Origin of the sequence: Kocuria dechangensis (assembly GCF_014636775.1) — a bacterium.
In the GTDB taxonomy this organism is placed as follows: domain Bacteria; phylum Actinomycetota; class Actinomycetes; order Actinomycetales; family Micrococcaceae; genus Kocuria; species Kocuria dechangensis.
In genome coordinates, this window is the sequence record NZ_BMEQ01000004.1 from 135,395 (window position 1) to 150,737 (window position 15,343).

14 protein-coding genes are annotated in these 15,343 nt (G+C 75.0%); all 14 read left to right on the forward strand.

What is annotated here, in order from left to right:
• The first annotated feature begins 10 nt into the window (after positions 1–10).
• The 14 genes from IEW07_RS05645 to IEW07_RS05710 all read left to right on the forward strand — a co-directional run bounded on the left by IEW07_RS05645 (position 11) and on the right by IEW07_RS05710 (position 15,301).
• Complete coding sequence (locus IEW07_RS05645) at positions 11–826, forward strand: alpha/beta hydrolase family protein (RefSeq protein ID WP_229741599.1); 816 nt, start codon at positions 11–13, stop codon at positions 824–826.
• Between the two features lie 96 nt (positions 827–922).
• Complete coding sequence (locus tag IEW07_RS05650; RefSeq protein ID WP_188535130.1) at positions 923–1,411, forward strand: LapA family protein; 489 nt, start codon at positions 923–925, stop codon at positions 1,409–1,411.
• A 116-nt stretch (positions 1,412–1,527) separates the two neighbouring features.
• On the forward strand, positions 1,528–2,862 hold the full coding sequence (locus tag IEW07_RS05655; RefSeq protein WP_188535132.1) for an SWIM zinc finger family protein: 1,335 nt from the start codon (positions 1,528–1,530) through the stop codon (positions 2,860–2,862).
• Complete coding sequence (locus tag IEW07_RS21415) at positions 2,859–4,340, forward strand: DUF5691 domain-containing protein (RefSeq protein WP_188535134.1); 1,482 nt, start codon at positions 2,859–2,861, stop codon at positions 4,338–4,340. The genes IEW07_RS05655 and IEW07_RS21415 overlap by 4 nt, the downstream gene beginning before the upstream one ends.
• Complete coding sequence (locus tag IEW07_RS05665) at positions 4,337–5,428, forward strand: ATP-binding protein (RefSeq protein ID WP_188535136.1); 1,092 nt, start codon at positions 4,337–4,339, stop codon at positions 5,426–5,428. Before IEW07_RS21415 ends, IEW07_RS05665 begins: the two co-directional genes overlap by 4 nt.
• The gene (locus tag IEW07_RS05670) at positions 5,425–7,722 is read left to right on the forward strand and encodes a DUF5682 family protein (protein WP_229741600.1); all 2,298 of its coding nucleotides are present in this window, start codon (positions 5,425–5,427) and stop codon (positions 7,720–7,722) included. The genes IEW07_RS05665 and IEW07_RS05670 overlap by 4 nt, the downstream gene beginning before the upstream one ends.
• The gene (locus IEW07_RS05675; RefSeq protein ID WP_188535139.1) at positions 7,719–8,918 is read left to right on the forward strand and encodes a VWA domain-containing protein; all 1,200 of its coding nucleotides are present in this window, start codon (positions 7,719–7,721) and stop codon (positions 8,916–8,918) included. Before IEW07_RS05670 ends, IEW07_RS05675 begins: the two co-directional genes overlap by 4 nt.
• A 100-nt stretch (positions 8,919–9,018) precedes the next feature.
• Complete coding sequence (locus IEW07_RS05680; protein ID WP_188535141.1) at positions 9,019–9,306, forward strand: hypothetical protein; 288 nt, start codon at positions 9,019–9,021, stop codon at positions 9,304–9,306.
• 200 nt (positions 9,307–9,506) lie between these two features.
• Positions 9,507–9,926: a hypothetical protein gene (locus IEW07_RS05685; RefSeq protein ID WP_188535143.1), complete on the forward strand. Its 420-nt coding sequence runs from the start codon at positions 9,507–9,509 to the stop codon at positions 9,924–9,926.
• Between the two features lie 166 nt (positions 9,927–10,092).
• Positions 10,093–10,836, forward strand: coding sequence for a GntR family transcriptional regulator (locus IEW07_RS05690; RefSeq protein WP_188535145.1), 744 nt, complete (start codon positions 10,093–10,095; stop codon positions 10,834–10,836).
• A 367-nt stretch (positions 10,837–11,203) separates the two neighbouring features.
• A complete protein-coding gene (locus IEW07_RS05695; protein WP_188535147.1) occupies positions 11,204–12,193 on the forward strand; it encodes a phosphotriesterase family protein in 990 nt (329 codons plus the stop codon).
• Between the two features lie 35 nt (positions 12,194–12,228).
• A complete protein-coding gene (locus IEW07_RS05700) occupies positions 12,229–13,191 on the forward strand; it encodes a phosphotriesterase family protein (protein WP_229741601.1) in 963 nt (320 codons plus the stop codon).
• Positions 13,192–13,260: 69 nt separating this feature from the next.
• Positions 13,261–14,373 carry an FAD-dependent monooxygenase gene (locus tag IEW07_RS05705; RefSeq protein WP_188535151.1) on the forward strand — a complete coding sequence of 371 codons (1,113 nt, stop codon included), beginning with the start codon at positions 13,261–13,263 and terminating at the stop codon, positions 14,371–14,373.
• A gap of 4 nt (positions 14,374–14,377) precedes the next feature.
• Positions 14,378–15,301: an alpha/beta hydrolase gene (locus tag IEW07_RS05710; protein WP_188535153.1), complete on the forward strand. Its 924-nt coding sequence runs from the start codon at positions 14,378–14,380 to the stop codon at positions 15,299–15,301.
• The last annotated feature ends 42 nt before the right edge of the window (positions 15,302–15,343 follow it).

Consider the following 15,343-nt stretch of genomic DNA (forward strand, 5'->3'; position numbering starts at 1 on the left):
CGTGGTGGCCATGCCGAGCCCCGCCGAGAACCCCGCCCCGCACGCCCCCGAGCACGACACCGAGCGCGCCGCCGCACACGCCGCCGAGCAGAGCCCGCAGCGCACGGCCGGGGACGCCGCCGCCCGGGCCGTGGAGGTCCTCACCGTGCCGACCGACGCCGGGCCGGGACGCCTCCTGGTGTCTCCCGCCGCCGAGCCGCGGGCGGTGCTGTGGCTGGGCCACGGCGCCGGCGGCGGCGCGGGATCGCGGGACCTCCTCGCCCTCGCCGCCGCGCTGCCCCGCCACGGCGTCACCGTGGTCCGGCACGAGCAGCCGTGGGTGGTGGCCGGGAAGCGGATCGCCCCCCGCCCTGCGGCCCTCGACGCCGCGTGGCTGGCCACGGCGCCCGCCGTGGGCGAGCTGGCGGCGGGCCTGCCCCTCGCCGTCGGGGGCCGCAGCGCCGGGGCCCGGGTGGCGTGCCGGACGGCGGGCGCCGTGGACGCGGTCGCCGTGGTGTGCCTGGCCTTCCCGCTGCACCCGCCGGGCCGGCCCGAGCGGACCCGGGCCGAGGAGCTGCTCCGGCCCGGGGTGCCCGTGCTGGTCGTGCAGGGCACCCGCGACCCGTTCGGCTCCGCCGAGGAGATCGTCGCGGCCGTCCCCAGGGCCGTCGCCGGGGCCGTCCCCGGGGCCGTCCCCGGGGCGCCGGCCGTGGAAGTCGTGCCCGTCGAGGGCGCGGACCACGGGCTGAAGGTCGGCCGGACCGCACCGCTGGACCAGGAGGAGGCCGGGCGGCTGGTCGCCGAGGCCGTCCACGGCTTCCTCCGGCGGACCCTCACGGCCGGGTGAGCGCCGCGGGGGCTTCATCCGCGGACCGGCCAGGACTACCGTGAGCAGTGGAGCTCCGAGCGACCAGGAATCCGCGCGACCAGGAAGAGGACCGTCATGGACCGCACACCCGACCCTTCCGACGCACGCCGGCAGGACGACGTCCCCGGGACCGGGACCGGCGGTCCCGCCGGGCAGGTCCCGGACGCCGGAACGCCGTCCTCGTCCCTGGAGCAGGACGACACCCGGCGGGGCCCGCGGGGAGGGGGCGCCGCGGCGGAGGCTCCCCGGCCGCGGGTGGACACCGACCCCCGGCTCGACGAGCACCCGAAGCGGGGCATCGCGGGGACCACCTGGATCGCCCTGATCCTCGGCCTGCTGATCCTGATCCTGCTGCTCGTGTTCATCCTGCAGAACAACGTCCCGGCGGACTTCACCTACCTGGGCTGGACGTTCAACCTCCCCCTCGGCGTCGCGATGCTGCTCGCGGCGATCGCCGGGGCCCTCATCATGGCCCTCGTGGGCTCGGTGCGGCTCTTCAAGCTGGGCCACCGGGTGCGCATGCTGGAGAGGGAGCGCGAGGCCATCAAGCGCGCCCTGAGCTGAGGACGGGCGCGCCACGCCGGCGCGGAGCGCGCCGCCCGTGACGCTCCGTGACGGCCGCGTGTCGCGGGCGCCACCGCCCCCCGGGTGTGTGCGATCGCACACCCTAGACTGCGCGTGTGACTCCTCGATGGACGCCCGACCAGGTGATGGAGGTCGCCCCGGACGCCTCGTCCCGGGCGGCCGGGCGGCGGCTGGCCGTGCCGGGACCGTGGTCCGGGACCGGGACGCAGGGCGCGCTGCTCTGGGGCGAGTGCCACGGCTCCGGCAGCACCCCGTACCAGGTCACGGTCGACGTGGCCGCGCGGCGCTGGAAGTGCTCCTGCCCGTCGCGGAAGTTCCCGTGCAAGCACGTCCTGGGCCTGCTCCTCCTGTGGGCCGACGCCCGGCTGGACGAGTCGGGGACCCTCACCGACTTCGCCGAGCGCTTCGCCCGCTCCGGTGCCGCCCGGAGGAAGAGCGACGACGGGTCCCCTGCGGACGCGGTGCCCGAGGACCCCGCCGCGGCCCAGGCCCGGCGCCGCGGCGCCGAGCAGCGCGCCGCCCGCCGCGAGGAGCGCGTCTCCGAGGGCATGGCCGAGCTGGAGCGGTGGCTCCAGGACCAGGTGTCCTCCGGGCTGGCCGCCGCTTCCCGGGACCCCGAGCAGTGGGCCGAGCAGGTCGCCGCCCGCATGGTGGACGCCCAGGCCCCCGCCGTCGCCTCGGCCCTGCGGCGGCTCCCCCGCGTGGTGCGCTCCGGCGACGGCTGGAACGAGCGATTGCTCGAGGAGCTCGCCCGGCTGCACCTGCTGGCCCGGGCGTGGGCGCGCGCGGCGGAGCTGGACGAGGACCTCGCGGCCGTGGTGCGCCGGCGCGTCGGCTTCACGGTGACCACCGAGGAGCTCCTGCGCGTCCCGCCCGTCCGGGACCGGTGGACCGTGGTGGGGCTGCGGGACACGGAGGAGGACCGGCTGAGCACGCGCACGCTGTGGCTGCGCGGGCGCAGCACCGGGCGCTGGGCGAGCGTCCACTACTACTCCCGCGGCGGGGAGGGCTTCGCCACCCCCCTGCGGCGGGGCGAGGAGGTCGACGCCGACCTCCACTTCCACCCGGGACGGCCGCCGCTGCGGGCGGCGCTCGGAACGGTGCACGCCGAGCACGGCCGGCCCGCGGACTGCACCTGGCCGGGCGGCACGCTCGCCCGGGCCCGGGCGCAGTGGCGGGAGACGCTGGCCCGGGACCCGTGGTCCGACGGCTGGCCCGTGGTGGTCCGCGGGACCGTGGACCTCGTGGGCGGGTGCTTCGTGCTCACCGACGACGACGGGGACGCGGTCGCCCTGCTCGGGCGGTGGCCCGGGCTGGTCGAGCTCCTGGGCCTGACCGCCGCGCGGTCCCTCCCCGTGGTCGGGGAGATCGGCCCGGACGGGCTGACCCCCACGGCCTTCCTGGAGGACGGGACGGTGGTCGTGCTGTGACCGGCTTCCCGGACCTCGCCGTCGCCGCCACGCTGGGCTGCGCCTCCCGTCGCGTGGACCTGGCCGGGCTGCCGGGGGAGATCAGCGTGCCCGGCGAGGACGCCCGGGCCGGCGGGGCAGGAGCAGGGGGTCCCGCTCCCCGGCTGCTGGACGCCGCGGCCCAGTACGCCACGGCCCGGCGCGCCCGGGTCCGCCCCGCCGCCCCCTCCCGGCCGGAGGCGCCGCCCCCGGAGACCCGCCCTGCCGTCCCGCCCCGCCTCGCCGGGGTGGTCCAGCGGCTCGCGGGCGACCCCGAGCTGCTCTCCGAGGCGGTCCGGCTCGTCGCCGCCCGCGGGCTGCGCCTCTCCCCCTCGACGCTCGTCCGGTGCCTGGAGGGCGCGGACGAGGACCGCTGGGCGGTGCTGGAGCCGGTGGCCGGACAGGCCGGCGCCTGGCTCTTCGCCAAGGGCGCGTTCCCCGGCCAGAGGCCCCGCCTCTCCGCACAGGAGCGGTGGGCCCGGGCGACGGAGCCGGAGGCCCGGACCGCCGCCCTGCGCGCGCTGCGGGCGGCGGACCCCGCGCTGGGCCGGGAGCTGCTGGAGCAGGAGCTCGCCGTCGTCCGGCCCCGGGAGCGCGCGGCGCTGCTGCCCGCCCTCGAGGTCGGGCTGGGCCCGGAGGACCTGCCGCTGCTCACGGGGCAGTGGGAGGGGAGGGCCGCGGGACCGCGCGCCGCGGCCCGGGACCTCCTGGCGCGGCTCCCGGGCTCCGCGGTCGCCCGGCAGCACGAGGCCTGGGCGGCCGAGTGGATCACCGTCCAGCGCCGCCTCGCCCGGTCCCCCCGCCTGGTCCTCGGCGGGGAGGGCCCCCCGGACGCCGAGCGCTGGGGGATCCCCCGCGACAGCGCCCCGGCCCGCGTCCTGCAGGTGGTCTCCCGGGTCCCCCCGGACTCCTGGCCCCGGATCCTCGGCCTCGACGTGCTCGAGCTGGCGGCCCTGCTCGAGGCCGCCGGCACGGACCCGTGGCCGCACCTGCGCACGGCGGCCCTCACCTTCCGCCACCGCCGGCTGGCCTCGGTGATCGTCCACCGCCCGCGCCAGGTCCGGCGCGCCGGCGACCGGTCCGCCGTCCGGCCGCTCGACCAGGACCTGCTGCGCCTCCTCGAGCGGCCCGAGCAGGAGCGGCTCGTGGCGCAGGCCCTCCGGTCGCCGGAGGACCGGTGGCCGTGGGACGCGGTCGCCGCCCTGGCCGCGCCGCTGCCGGCCGCCGTGTGGCGGGCCTGGCTGGAGCGCCTGGTGCGGGAGGCGCCGACCGGCGGGGGCCCCACCGCCGCGCACTGGCGGATGCTCCTGCACCGGGTCGGGCCCGCGGACCTGACGGCCGTGGGCGCGGCCCTGCGCGAACTCACCGCCCGCGGCGACGGCGCGGCGTGGCGGACCCCGCTCCACCGTGCCGTCGAGACCCTGACCCTGCGTTCCGCCCTGCACGAGGAGCTGTCATGACCGAGACCACCGCCGTCCTGCGACCCCACGCCGAGGAGGCCTTCGCCGGCGAGCTGGCGGCCCTGGCCGCCGCGGACGACCGCCCGCGCCCCGTGAACTGGGCCCTGTCCCCCTGGGCGGTGGTCACCTACCTCATGGGGGGCACGCTGCCGGACGGCACCCGGATCGTCCCCAAGTACGTGGGGCAGCGGCGGCTGGTCGAGGTGGCGGTGGCCACCCTGGCCACCGACCGCGGGCTGCTGCTGCTCGGCGTGCCCGGCACCGCGAAGTCCTGGGTCTCCGAGCACCTGGCAGCCGCCGTCAGCGGCGACTCCACGCTGCTCGTCCAGGGCACGGCCGGCACCGCGGAGGAGGCGATCCGCTACGGCTGGAACTACGCCCAGCTGCTGGCCCACGGCCCCTCCGAGGCCGCCCTCGTGCGCTCCCCCGTCATGACGGCCATGGCCGAGGGGCGGATCGCCCGCATCGAGGAGCTCACCCGCATCCCCTCGGACGTGCAGGACGCGCTGATCACGGTCCTCTCCGAGAAGACCCTGCCCGTGCCGGAGCTGGCCACCGAGGTGCAGGCGACGCGCGGCTTCAACGTCATCGCCACCGCCAACAACCGGGACCGCGGGGTCAACGAGCTCTCCTCCGCCCTGCGCCGCCGCTTCAACACCGTGGTCCTGCCCCTGCCCGCCACGGTCGCCGAGGAGGTGGAGATCGTCTCCCGCCGGGTCGCGGACCTCGGCGCCTCCCTGGACCTGCCCCCGGTGGACTCGGCCGCGGACGAGATCCGCCGCGTGGTCACCGTCTTCCGCGAGCTGCGGGAGGGCGCCACCGCGGACGGCCGCACCGCGCTGAAGAGCCCGTCCGGCACCCTCTCCACCGCGGAGGCGATCTCGGTGGTCACCAACGGCCTGGCCCTGGCCGCGCACTTCGGCGACGGCCTGCTCAGCCCCGGCGACGTCGCCGCCGGCCTGCTCGGCGCCGTGGTCAAGGACCCGGTGAGCGACCGCGTGGCCTGGACCGAGTACCTCGAGGCCGTGGTGCGCGAGCGCGACGGGTGGGGGGAGTTCTACCGGGCGTGCCGCGAGGTGACCGCGTGAGCGAGCCGGGCTCCGACGGGGTGCCGGCGGGACGGCTCACGCGCGTGCTGGGCGTGCGCCACCACGGCCCCGGGTCCGCCCGCACCGTGGTGGCCGCCCTGGAGGCGATGCACCCGGACGTCGTCCTGGTCGAGGGCCCGCCCGAGGCGGACGACCTCGTGGCGCTGCTGGCGGACCCGGGGCTGGTGCCCCCGGTGGCGGTGCTGGCGCACGCGGCCGAGCGCCCGTCCCTGGCCGCGTTCTTCCCCCTGGCGGTCTTCTCCCCCGAGTGGCAGGCCCTGCGCTGGGCGGTCGACCACGGGGTGCGGGTCCGCTTCCTGGACCTGCCGGCGACGCACCGCCTCGCGCTGCGCGCCGCCGAGGAGGAGGCCCGCGGCGCCGAGGAGGAGGCCCGCGGCGGCGCGGGGCAGGACCGGCAGGAGGACGACGGGGACGGGCCCCCCGCCGTCCCGCCGGCGGACCCGGCCCTGCGCGCCGACCCGATCGCGGCCCTGGCCCGGGCCGCCGGCCACGAGGACCCGGAGCGGTGGTGGGACGGCGTCGTGGAGTCCCGGTCCGACGGGGACCCCTTCGACGCGCTCGCGGAGGCCATGGCGGAACTGCGCCCGCAGGTGCTGGACCCGCAGGAGGAGCCGCTGGACGCCCTGCGGGAGGCGCACATGCGCAAGGTGCTGAGGGCCGAGCAGCGCAGCGCCCAGCGGATCGCCGTGGTCTGCGGGGCCTTCCACGCGCCGGCGCTGGCGGGCAGGCTCCCGCCCGCCGGCCCGGACAACGCGCTGCTCAAGGGCCTGCCCAGGCTGAAGTGCACCGCCACCTGGGTGCCGTGGACCCACTCCCGCCTCTCCTGGGACTCCGGCTACGGCGCGGGGATCGACTCCCCCGGCTGGTACCACCACCTCTTCACCGCACCGGACCGGCCCGTCGCCCGGTGGATGACGAGGGTCGCCGGGCAGCTGCGGGCCCACGACCTCCCGGCCTCCAGCGCCCACGTCATCGAGTCCGTGCGGCTGGCGGAGACCCTCGCGGCCCTGCGGGGACGGCCCCTGGCCGGGCTCGAGGAGGTGCTCGACGCCGTGCGCGCCGTGCTGTGCGAGGGCGACGAAACGGCGGTGCGCATGGTCGTCCGGGAGGTCGTGGTGGGCGAGGCCCTGGGGTCCGTCCCGGAGGCCGCGGTCTCCCTCCCCCTGGAGGCCGACCTCCGGGCCACGGCCCGGCGGCTGCGGCTCCGGCAGAGCCCGGAGGCCCGCTCCCTCGTGCTGGACCTGCGCCAGGACGGAGACCTCGAGCGCTCGCAGCTGCTGCACCGGCTGCGGGTCCTCGGCATCGGCTGGGGCACCGCGCAGCCGGTCACCGGCACCGGCACCTTCAAGGAGGGCTGGGCGCTGCAGTGGCGGCCCGAGCTCGCCGTGGCGGTCGTGGAGGCCTCCCTGTGGGGCACCACCGTCCCCGACGCGGCCGCCGCGCGGCTGGCCCGCCGGCACGAGGAGCTGGCCGACGTGACCCGGGCGGTCGACGACGCCGTGACCGCCGGCCTGCCCGAGGCCCTGCCCGGGCTGCTCGCGCAACTGGACGCCCTCTCGGCGCGCACCGCGGACATCGGCCGTCTGCTGGAGGCGTTCCCGCCGCTGGCCCGCGCCCACCGCTACGGCTCCGTCCGGTCACGGGACGCGGCCGACCTCTCCCACGTGGCCGGGGCCCTTTTGGTGCGGATCTGCTCGGGCCTGGGCCCTGCGACGAGCGGGCTGTCGGACGAGGCCGCCGAGGACGTCCGGGAGCAGCTGGAGGCCTGCCACCACGCCGTGCCCCTGCTGCGGGACCCGGCCCTGGACGAGCTGTGGGCCGGCGCCCTCGAGGACCTGCTGGGCCGCCACGACCTGCCCGGGGTGCTGACCGGGCGCCTGGTGCGCCTGCTCCTGGACGCCGGGCGGATCGACGCCGAGGACGCCGCGGGACGGCTGCGCCGCGCCCTGTCCCGCGGCGCTCCCCCGGTGCAGAAGGCGCACTGGGTCGAGGGCTTCCTCGCCGGCGGGGCGCTGCTGCTGATCCACGACGACCGGCTCCTGGGCGTCCTGGACGACTGGGTCGGTTCGCTGGCGCCCCAGGAGTTCGTGGACGCCCTGCCGTACCTGCGCCGCACCTTCGGGGCCTTCGAACCCGCCGAGAAGCGCCGGATCGTCGAGGCCGCGGGGCACCGGCGGACCCCCGGCCGCGACGGGCCCGCGGCCGAGCAGGAGCTGCTCGCCGGGGCGGCCGACGTCCTCGCCACCGTCCGCACCCTGTTGGGAGTCCCATGAGCCAGGTCGACGACACCGAACGGCGGCGCCGGTGGCGGCTGATGGTGGGCGGCGACCGCCCGTCGTCGGCCGCCGCGTGCACGGGCGCCGGAGGGCTCCCCCTCTCGCCCGACGACCGCGCCGTCGACGAGGCGCTCGGCGCCCTGTACGACGGCGACGGGGCGCCGTCCGGGCGGAGCCGGCGCGGGGGCCTGGGCGCCTCCGCGCCCGCGCTGACCCGGTGGCTGGGCGACATCCGCACCTACTTCCCGTCCACCGTGGTGCAGGTGATGCAGAAGGACGCCATCGAGCGGCTCGACCTCAGGGCGCTGCTGCTGGAGCCGGAGCTCCTCGGCGCCCTGGAGCCGGACGTCCACCTGGTGAGCACCCTCGTCAGCCTCGGCCACCTCATGCCCGAGCAGTCCCGGCACACCGCCCGCGAGGTGGTGGGCCGGGTCGTGAAGGAGGTCGAGGAGCGGATCGCCGAGCCCACGCGGACCGCCGTGCGCGGCGCCCTGGACCGCTCCGCGCGCACCCGCCGCCCCCGGCCCGCCGACATCGACTGGAACCGCACCGTCCGCGCCAACCTCCGGCACTGGCTGCCGGAGCACCGGACGGTGGTCCCCGAGACCCTGATCGGCTACGCCCGGCGCAGCACCAGGGTGGAGCGGGAGATCGTCCTGGCCGTGGACCGGTCGGGGTCCATGGCCGAGTCCGTGGTCTACTCCGCGATCTTCGGGGCGGTCATGGCCTCCATCCGGTCGGTGAGGACGTCGATGGTGGTCTTCGACACGAACGTCGTGGACCTCACCGACCAGCTGGGCGACCCGGTCGAGGTGCTGTTCGCCACCCAGCTGGGCGGCGGCACCGACATCAACCGGGCGGTCGCCTACTGCCAGGAGCTCATCACGCGGCCCGAGGAGACCCTCTTCGTCCTGATCTCGGACCTCTACGAGGGCGGAGTGCGGGAGGAGCTGCTGCGCCGGGTGCGGCAGCTCTCCGGGTCGGGGGTGCAGGTGGTGGTGCTGCTGGCGCTCAGCGACTCCGGCGCCCCCTCCTACGACCAGGACGTCGCCGGCGCCCTGGCCCAGCTCGGCGTGCCGGCCTTCGCCTGCACCCCGGACGCCTTCCCCGACCTGCTGGCCACGGCGCTCTCGCACGGGGACGTGGCCGGATGGGCGGAGCGGTTCGAGGAGCGGCGCGCCGCGGGTGCGTGACGCCGCCGGGCGGGGAGGACGACTCCGGCCCGCGAGGGGGCCTCGCGATTCCTGCAACCGTCAGTATCCTGTCATCACACCCGAACCCGAGGACGGACCCATGGAACCCCCAGTCACCTCCCCCCGCCCGCCCGAGCCCGAGGAGGACGCCACGCCCCTCCCCGCGACCGTGGTGGACCTGGCGGCCGGCCAGGCCCAGATCACCCCCGTGGTCGTCGACGGCGAGGACCGCTACGAGATCGAGCTGCCCGACGCGCCCCTGCGCGAGGACGACGTCGAGAGCCTGGCCGTCGCGCTCCACGCGGCGCAGGCCGGCTCCGCGGTGCTCGTCGACGTGGAGGACTACATCGAGGCGGTGGGACCGCCCGGGCCCGACCCGGAGCAGTAGGTCCGGCCCCGCCCCCGCCTCTCCTGGGTCCCCGTACCCGGGCGCCCGGTGCTCCGGACGCGGGCCGCAACAGAGCCCTCGTGCGTTGTGCGTTCGCACACGGAGCCCTAGGGTGGGCCGGGAGGGGAGTCGTTCCGAGGTTCCCACCCGCCCCTCGCCCCCCGCTCCTGGGTCGGGAACCCACAGCACAGGAGCGTCCTATGCACCGGTCCGGTCGAGTCCTCGCGGGGGCGGTCGTCCTCGTCGCCACCGCCTTTCCGCTCGCGGGAGCCCACGCGGCCCCCGCCGACGTCACCCGGGGGTCCTACTCCGGGATGACCTTCACCGGCTGCGCCGGAGAGCAGGTGAGCATCTCCGGGACGTACACCAGGGTCCGGATGCAGCACGCCGACGGCAGCCACGAGGTCCGCGACCAGGTGCACGGCACCGGCGCCGGCTCCGACGGCAGCCCGTACGTCTACCGTGAGACCGCGAGCTTCGGCTACGTGGACTACCGGCCGATGGAGCACTACCGCCGCACGATCCTGCTGGTGAGCACCGGCCCGCAGCCGAACCTGCGCGCGGAGACGACCATCAGCGACGGGGTCCTGGTCGCCGCCGAGGCGGTCTGCACCGGCTGAGCGGCGGCCCTCCGCCCGCGCCCGGCCGCGCGGGCGGCGCCTCCGCCGAAGGGTGCGCCCGGCCGCGGGCGTCCTGGCCACGGGCGTCCCCCGTGCTGTCCCGGGTCTGTGGTTGACTGCCGGGAGATCCATTCCGGTGACCGACGACCTGGAGGGCCGACGACCCATGGCTTCTGGCGAGCTCGACCCCTCCTCCGGGGTCCCCCTGTACCGGCAGATCAAGGACATCCTGCGCACGGAGGTCGCGGAGGGGGTCGCGGATCCCCAGAAGCCGATGACCGAGGCGCAGCTGCTCGACCGGTTCGGGGTGAGCCGGGCCCCCATCCGCCAGGCCCTCAAGGAGCTCGCGAGCGAGGGCTACGTCTACCGGAAGCAGGGCAGGGGGACGTTCCCGGTCACGGGCGCCCGGGTGCACCGGCCGGCCGACGTGCGGCCGGGGGCGCTGTACCAGTACCTCTCCGAGAGCGGGCTGCACCCGGCCTCCAAGGTCTCCGGCATCGAGCGGGTGGAGCCGCCCGCCCACATCCGGCACCGCCTGGGGATCACAGCGCACGAGCGGCTCCTGCACTTCACCCGCCTGATCTCGGCCGAGGACGAGCCGCTGGTCGAGGCGAGCGTCTACATCCGGGCGCCCGAGGGCTTCAGCCCCACGGCCGGGGAGCTGGAGGGCACGGGCTCCGCCTTCGAGCTGCTGGAGCGGGAGTTCGGCATCACCCTCGACCGGGCCGAGCACGAGGCCTGGGCGACGGCGGCGACCGCCGAGCACGCGGCGACCTTCGGCGTGCTCGAGGGGAGCCCGCTGCTCGTCATCGAGACGACCTTCTACACGACGGGCGGCCTGCCCGCGGGATGGCGGTCCGCGGTGCACCGGGCCGAGGACTTCAAGTACCGCTTCGTCACGAGCCGGTGATCCCCCCGGCGGCGCACAGGGTCCACCCGGTCGCCTGAGCCCCCGGCCACGACGTCGGCCATCCTCCCGCCCACCCGCGGGTCGAGAACCCCTCCCCCAGAACCCGCAGCACCGGCCTCCGCCGGGAGACCCTTCCTTGACTTTCGCCTTACACCGTGTCAATTTAGTAGACAACGTAAGAGAGATCACATTCCCAGGCAGTGGACTACGGCCCAGAGGCGGACTTCGGGCCCCCCGGTGCACTGACTCCTTCGACCACAGCCGCCTGCACCGAGTTCGGCGAGGAGTTCCTCCAGAGGCCGCGGTGCATCATCCTTCCCAGCGCGTCATGCCGCAACCGGCGCGACGCTGACGAAAGGTTGTGCCAATGACGGATACAACGACTGTCACCAGCAAGACCATCAACACGGTGCTCGGCCCCGTCCCCGCTGACGAACTGGGGGTGGTCGCGGTCCACGAGGCCCTGCTCTCCGTGGTTCCGGGCGCGGAGCACGCGTACGACATCACCATGGACCGGGCCGAGATCTTCGAGATCCTGGCCGCGAAGCTGACGGACTTCCGCGAGGCCGGCGGCCGGACGATCGTGGACAGCACGGGCATGTTCCACGGCCGCGACGTGAACCTGTACGAGGCGCTCTCGCGCTCGACCGGCGTGCACATCGTCGCCTCGACGGGCATGGGCCCCGAGGAGATGCTCGGGGGCTACTTCCTGACGCCGCAGACCAACCCGCCGACGCCGTGGCCGGCCGAGAAGTTCGCCGACCTCTTCACCAAGGAGGTCATCGAGGGCATGGTCGTCCCCCGCGTGGAGCGGCGCGGCGCCGCGGGCATCGTGGCCACCACGGCCACCCGCGAGGGCATGACCCCCACCGACGAGAGTCTGTTCCGCGGCGCGGCCCGGACCGCCCTGGCCACGGGCGTCCCGGTCTCCATCCGGTACGGGAAGGACGCGCTGCACGACCTCGGCGTCGTCCTGGACGAGCAGCTCCCGGCCGACCGGGTCGTCGTCGGCGGGCTCGACCGCAGGGATGCGGTCGCCGCCGGGGCGCCCCTGGAGGTCGCCCGCCGGGGCGCCTTCGTCGCCCTGGACCACGTGGGCCTGGACGACGACGAGGACCACGTGGACGACCGCGAGCGCGCGGCCCTGCTCCTCGAGCTCGTCGAGGCCGGCCACGGCCACCAGATCCTGCTCTCGAGCAGCGCGATCGGCGTGGCCAAGGGACACCCGGACTACGAGCTGCCGTTCGGCTACGTCGCCTCGACGTTCGTGCCCTTCGCGAAGTCGGCGGGGCTCACCGACGAGGACGCCCGGCGGATCCTCGTGGACAACCCGCGGAACCTGCTGACCCTGCGCTGAGAACGCGCGCCCACATCATTCTTTCCAACTGTTAGGTGAAGCTCTTGTCGAGAATCAACACGGTGCTGGGACCGGTCCCGGCCGAAGAACTCGGATACGTGGCCGTCCACGAGCACATCGGGTACGGCATGCCCGGCTCCGAGCTGGACACGAAGTGGTGGAAGACGCCCGAGCAGCGGTACGAGGAGACCGTGCCGAAGCTGCGGCAGTTCCACGAGTACGGCGGTCGCACGTTCGTCGACGCCACGGGCATCTGCAACGGCCGCGACGTCGACTACTACAAGTCGCTGTCCGAGAAGACCGGGGTGCACATCGTCGCCTGCACGGGCTTCGTCGGCGGCGACACCGCGCTGCCGCACTTCTCGCGGGCGTCGGTGGACTACCTGGCCCGCCACTTCGTCCACGAGATCACGGTCGGGATCGGGAGCACCGGATCCAAGGCCGGCGTCATCAAGGTCGGCGTCAGCCGCGGTGGCCGCATGACGGAGCTGGACAAGCGGATCTACCGCGCCGCCGCCCGCGCCGCCGTCGCCACCGGGGTGCCGGTCCTCACCCACCTGGCCATCGACCCCGAGCCCGCGGTGAACATCTTCCACGAGGAGGGCCTGTCGCTGGACCGCGTGCTCTTCGGGCACGTCGACGACGGCGTGAACGCCGAGAAGACCCCGGACCGGTGGATCATCGAGCAGGGCGGCCGCCTCGGCTTCGACACGTTCGGCTACGAGACCGAGCTCCCGGACCCGCCGTTCTGGGCCCGCCCCCGCAAGGACCGCATGGACCATTTCCTCCGCTTCGTCAAGGGCGGCCACTCGGACAGGGTCCTCGCCTCGGCCGACGCGAACTGCAGCCCGCTGGGCTGGCCGGGCGTGAAGGGCCACACCGTGAACTACATCTTCGAGGTCCTGATCCCCGAGCTGCGCCACAACGCCGTCGACGAGGACACGATCACCCGGATCTTCGTCGACAACCCGGCCGACTTCCTGTCGATCCGCAGCTGATTCCCCGCCCGACCAGCACACATCCCAGTTCTTCCAGGCACGTCCTGGCACACGAAAGAGAATGAAGACATGAAGGCTTCTGACATCAAGAACCTCAAGATCGCGATCATCGGCGCGGGGTACGGCGGCGCCGCGGCGGCCAAGGCCCTGAGCCTGCTCGGCGCCGACGTCACCGTGTACGAGCAGGCGGCCCAGATCGGGGAGGTCGGCGCCGGCATCGGCCTGCGTCCGGCCACCATGCACCGCTTCCGCCAGTGGGGGATCTTCGACGCGATCGCGAAGGTGAGCTCCCCGAGCGACTACTTCGAGATCCTCACGGCCACCGGTGACCCGATCATGAAGGACACCTGGCCGGAGTTCGGCGAGGAGACCCACACCTACCTGATCCACCGCGGGGACTTCATCGAGGCCCTGCTCGGAGTGCTCCCCGAGGGCATGGTGAAGCTCGGCCACAAGCTGGAGAGGATCGAGGACAAGGGCGACCGCTCCGTCCTCACCTTCACCAACGGCGAGACCGCCGAGGCCGACCTGGTGGTCGGCGCCGACGGCATCAAGTCGGTGGTGCGGCAGCAGCTGTTCAGCGACAAGGGGCCCGTGTTCTCCGGCGAGCACGCCTACCGCGCGGTGGTCTCCCTCGACGACGCCCACGGGATGATCGACGACGACAACCTCCGGATGTACATCGGCAAGGGCACCAAGGTCTACCTGCTGCCGCTGCGCCACCGCAACCAGGTGTCCTTCGACATCACCGCCCTGGCCCCGGACAGCACCTGGGCGCCGAAGATCACGAAGGAGGATCTCCTGGCGACGGTCGAGGGCTTCGACGAGCGGATCGTGGAGATGACCCGCGACCTCGACATGGACACCGTGAACATCCGTGCCGTGTACGACATCGACCCGGTCGGCACGTGGCACTCCGACTCGGTGGTGCTCCTGGGCGACGCGGCCCACTCGATGCTGCACCACCAGGGCCAGGGCGCGAACTCGGCCATCGAGGACGCCGGCGCCCTCGCCGACGCCCTCGCGGAGGCCGATTCCGTCAAGGAGGCACTGGCCCTGTACCAGGCCACCCGCAAGCCGGTGACGGACGAGCTGCAGCGCATCTCCCGCCAGGGGTGGACCGAGGACGAGGTCGAGGACGTCTTCCCCGGCCAGAAGCCCTCGGCCCGGTCGCAGGCCTGACGCCATGACGATCCATCCGGAAATCGCCAAGATCCTCGCCACCCTGCCGGCACTCGACGGCTCGCCGCTGGACCCGCAGGCCATGCGCGCCGGCGAGGCCGCCCAGGTGCCCCCGCCGGAGGACCGGCTGCCGCTCCACGCCGTCGAGGACGTCACGGCGTCGACCCCGTCCGGGGAGGTGCCGGTGCGGATCTACACGCCGGTCGAGGCCGACTCCTACGGCCTGCTGGTCTACTTCCACGGCGGGGCCTTCTTCCTCGGCAGCCTGGACACGCACGACCACGTCGCGCGGTCCCTGGCCGAGGAGACCGGCCACAAGGTCGTCTCCGTCGGCTACCGCCTGGCTCCGGAGGCAGCCTTCCCGGCCGGCCTGCAGGACTGCTACGGGGTGGTCCGCTGGGCCGCCGAGCAGGGCGAGAGCCTGAAGTGGGACGGCAAGGACCTCGCCGTCGCGGGCGACAGCTCGGGCGGCGGCTTCGTGGCCGCCGTCGCCGCGATGGCGAAGGACGACGGGTTCGACGGCATCACGCACCAGATCCTGTTCTACCCGTCCCTGGACCTGGACTTCGACGTCGACCGCTACGCCTCGCTGCGGGAGAACGCCGAGGGGTACGGCCTCGAGACGGCCGGCCTCAAGCCCTTCAACGCGTTCTACCTCGAGAGCGGGGCCGACCCGGCGGATCCGCTGGTCTCCCCCATCAAGCGGGAGGACCTCTCCGGCCTGCCGCCCGCCCTGGTCGTCACGGCGGAGCACGACCCGCTGCGCGACGAGGGCGAGCTTTACGGCCAGCGCCTGGCGGAGGCCGGCGTGGACGCGACGGTCAGCCGCTACTCGGGGGCGAACCACGGGTTCGTCGCCAACTTCTCCTGGATCCCGGAGTTCCACCGGGTCTTCCGGGAGACGGCCGAGTTCCTGGACCGGCGCTGAACCGGCGCTGAGCCGGCCGGGGTGGGCCCCGGCCGCCCCCGG

Excerpts from the sequence above, each read along its gene's own strand:
- IEW07_RS05645 (WP_229741599.1), top strand. The coding sequence starts at position 11 with ATGCCGAGCCCCGCCGAGAACCCCGCCCCGCACGCCCCCGAGCACGAC.
- IEW07_RS05665 (WP_188535136.1), top strand. The coding sequence starts at position 4,337 with ATGACCGAGACCACCGCCGTCCTGCGACCCCACGCCGAGGAGGCCTTC.
- IEW07_RS05675 (WP_188535139.1), top strand. The coding sequence starts at position 7,719 with ATGAGCCAGGTCGACGACACCGAACGGCGGCGCCGGTGGCGGCTGATG.
- IEW07_RS05710 (WP_188535153.1), top strand. The coding sequence starts at position 14,378 with ATGACGATCCATCCGGAAATCGCCAAGATCCTCGCCACCCTGCCGGCA.
- IEW07_RS05680 (WP_188535141.1), top strand. The coding sequence starts at position 9,019 with ATGGAACCCCCAGTCACCTCCCCCCGCCCGCCCGAGCCCGAGGAGGAC.
- IEW07_RS05685 (WP_188535143.1), top strand. The coding sequence starts at position 9,507 with ATGCACCGGTCCGGTCGAGTCCTCGCGGGGGCGGTCGTCCTCGTCGCC.
- IEW07_RS05650 (WP_188535130.1), top strand. The coding sequence starts at position 923 with ATGGACCGCACACCCGACCCTTCCGACGCACGCCGGCAGGACGACGTC.
- IEW07_RS05695 (WP_188535147.1), top strand. The coding sequence starts at position 11,204 with ATGACGGATACAACGACTGTCACCAGCAAGACCATCAACACGGTGCTC.
- IEW07_RS05705 (WP_188535151.1), top strand. The coding sequence starts at position 13,261 with ATGAAGGCTTCTGACATCAAGAACCTCAAGATCGCGATCATCGGCGCG.
- IEW07_RS05690 (WP_188535145.1), top strand. The coding sequence starts at position 10,093 with ATGGCTTCTGGCGAGCTCGACCCCTCCTCCGGGGTCCCCCTGTACCGG.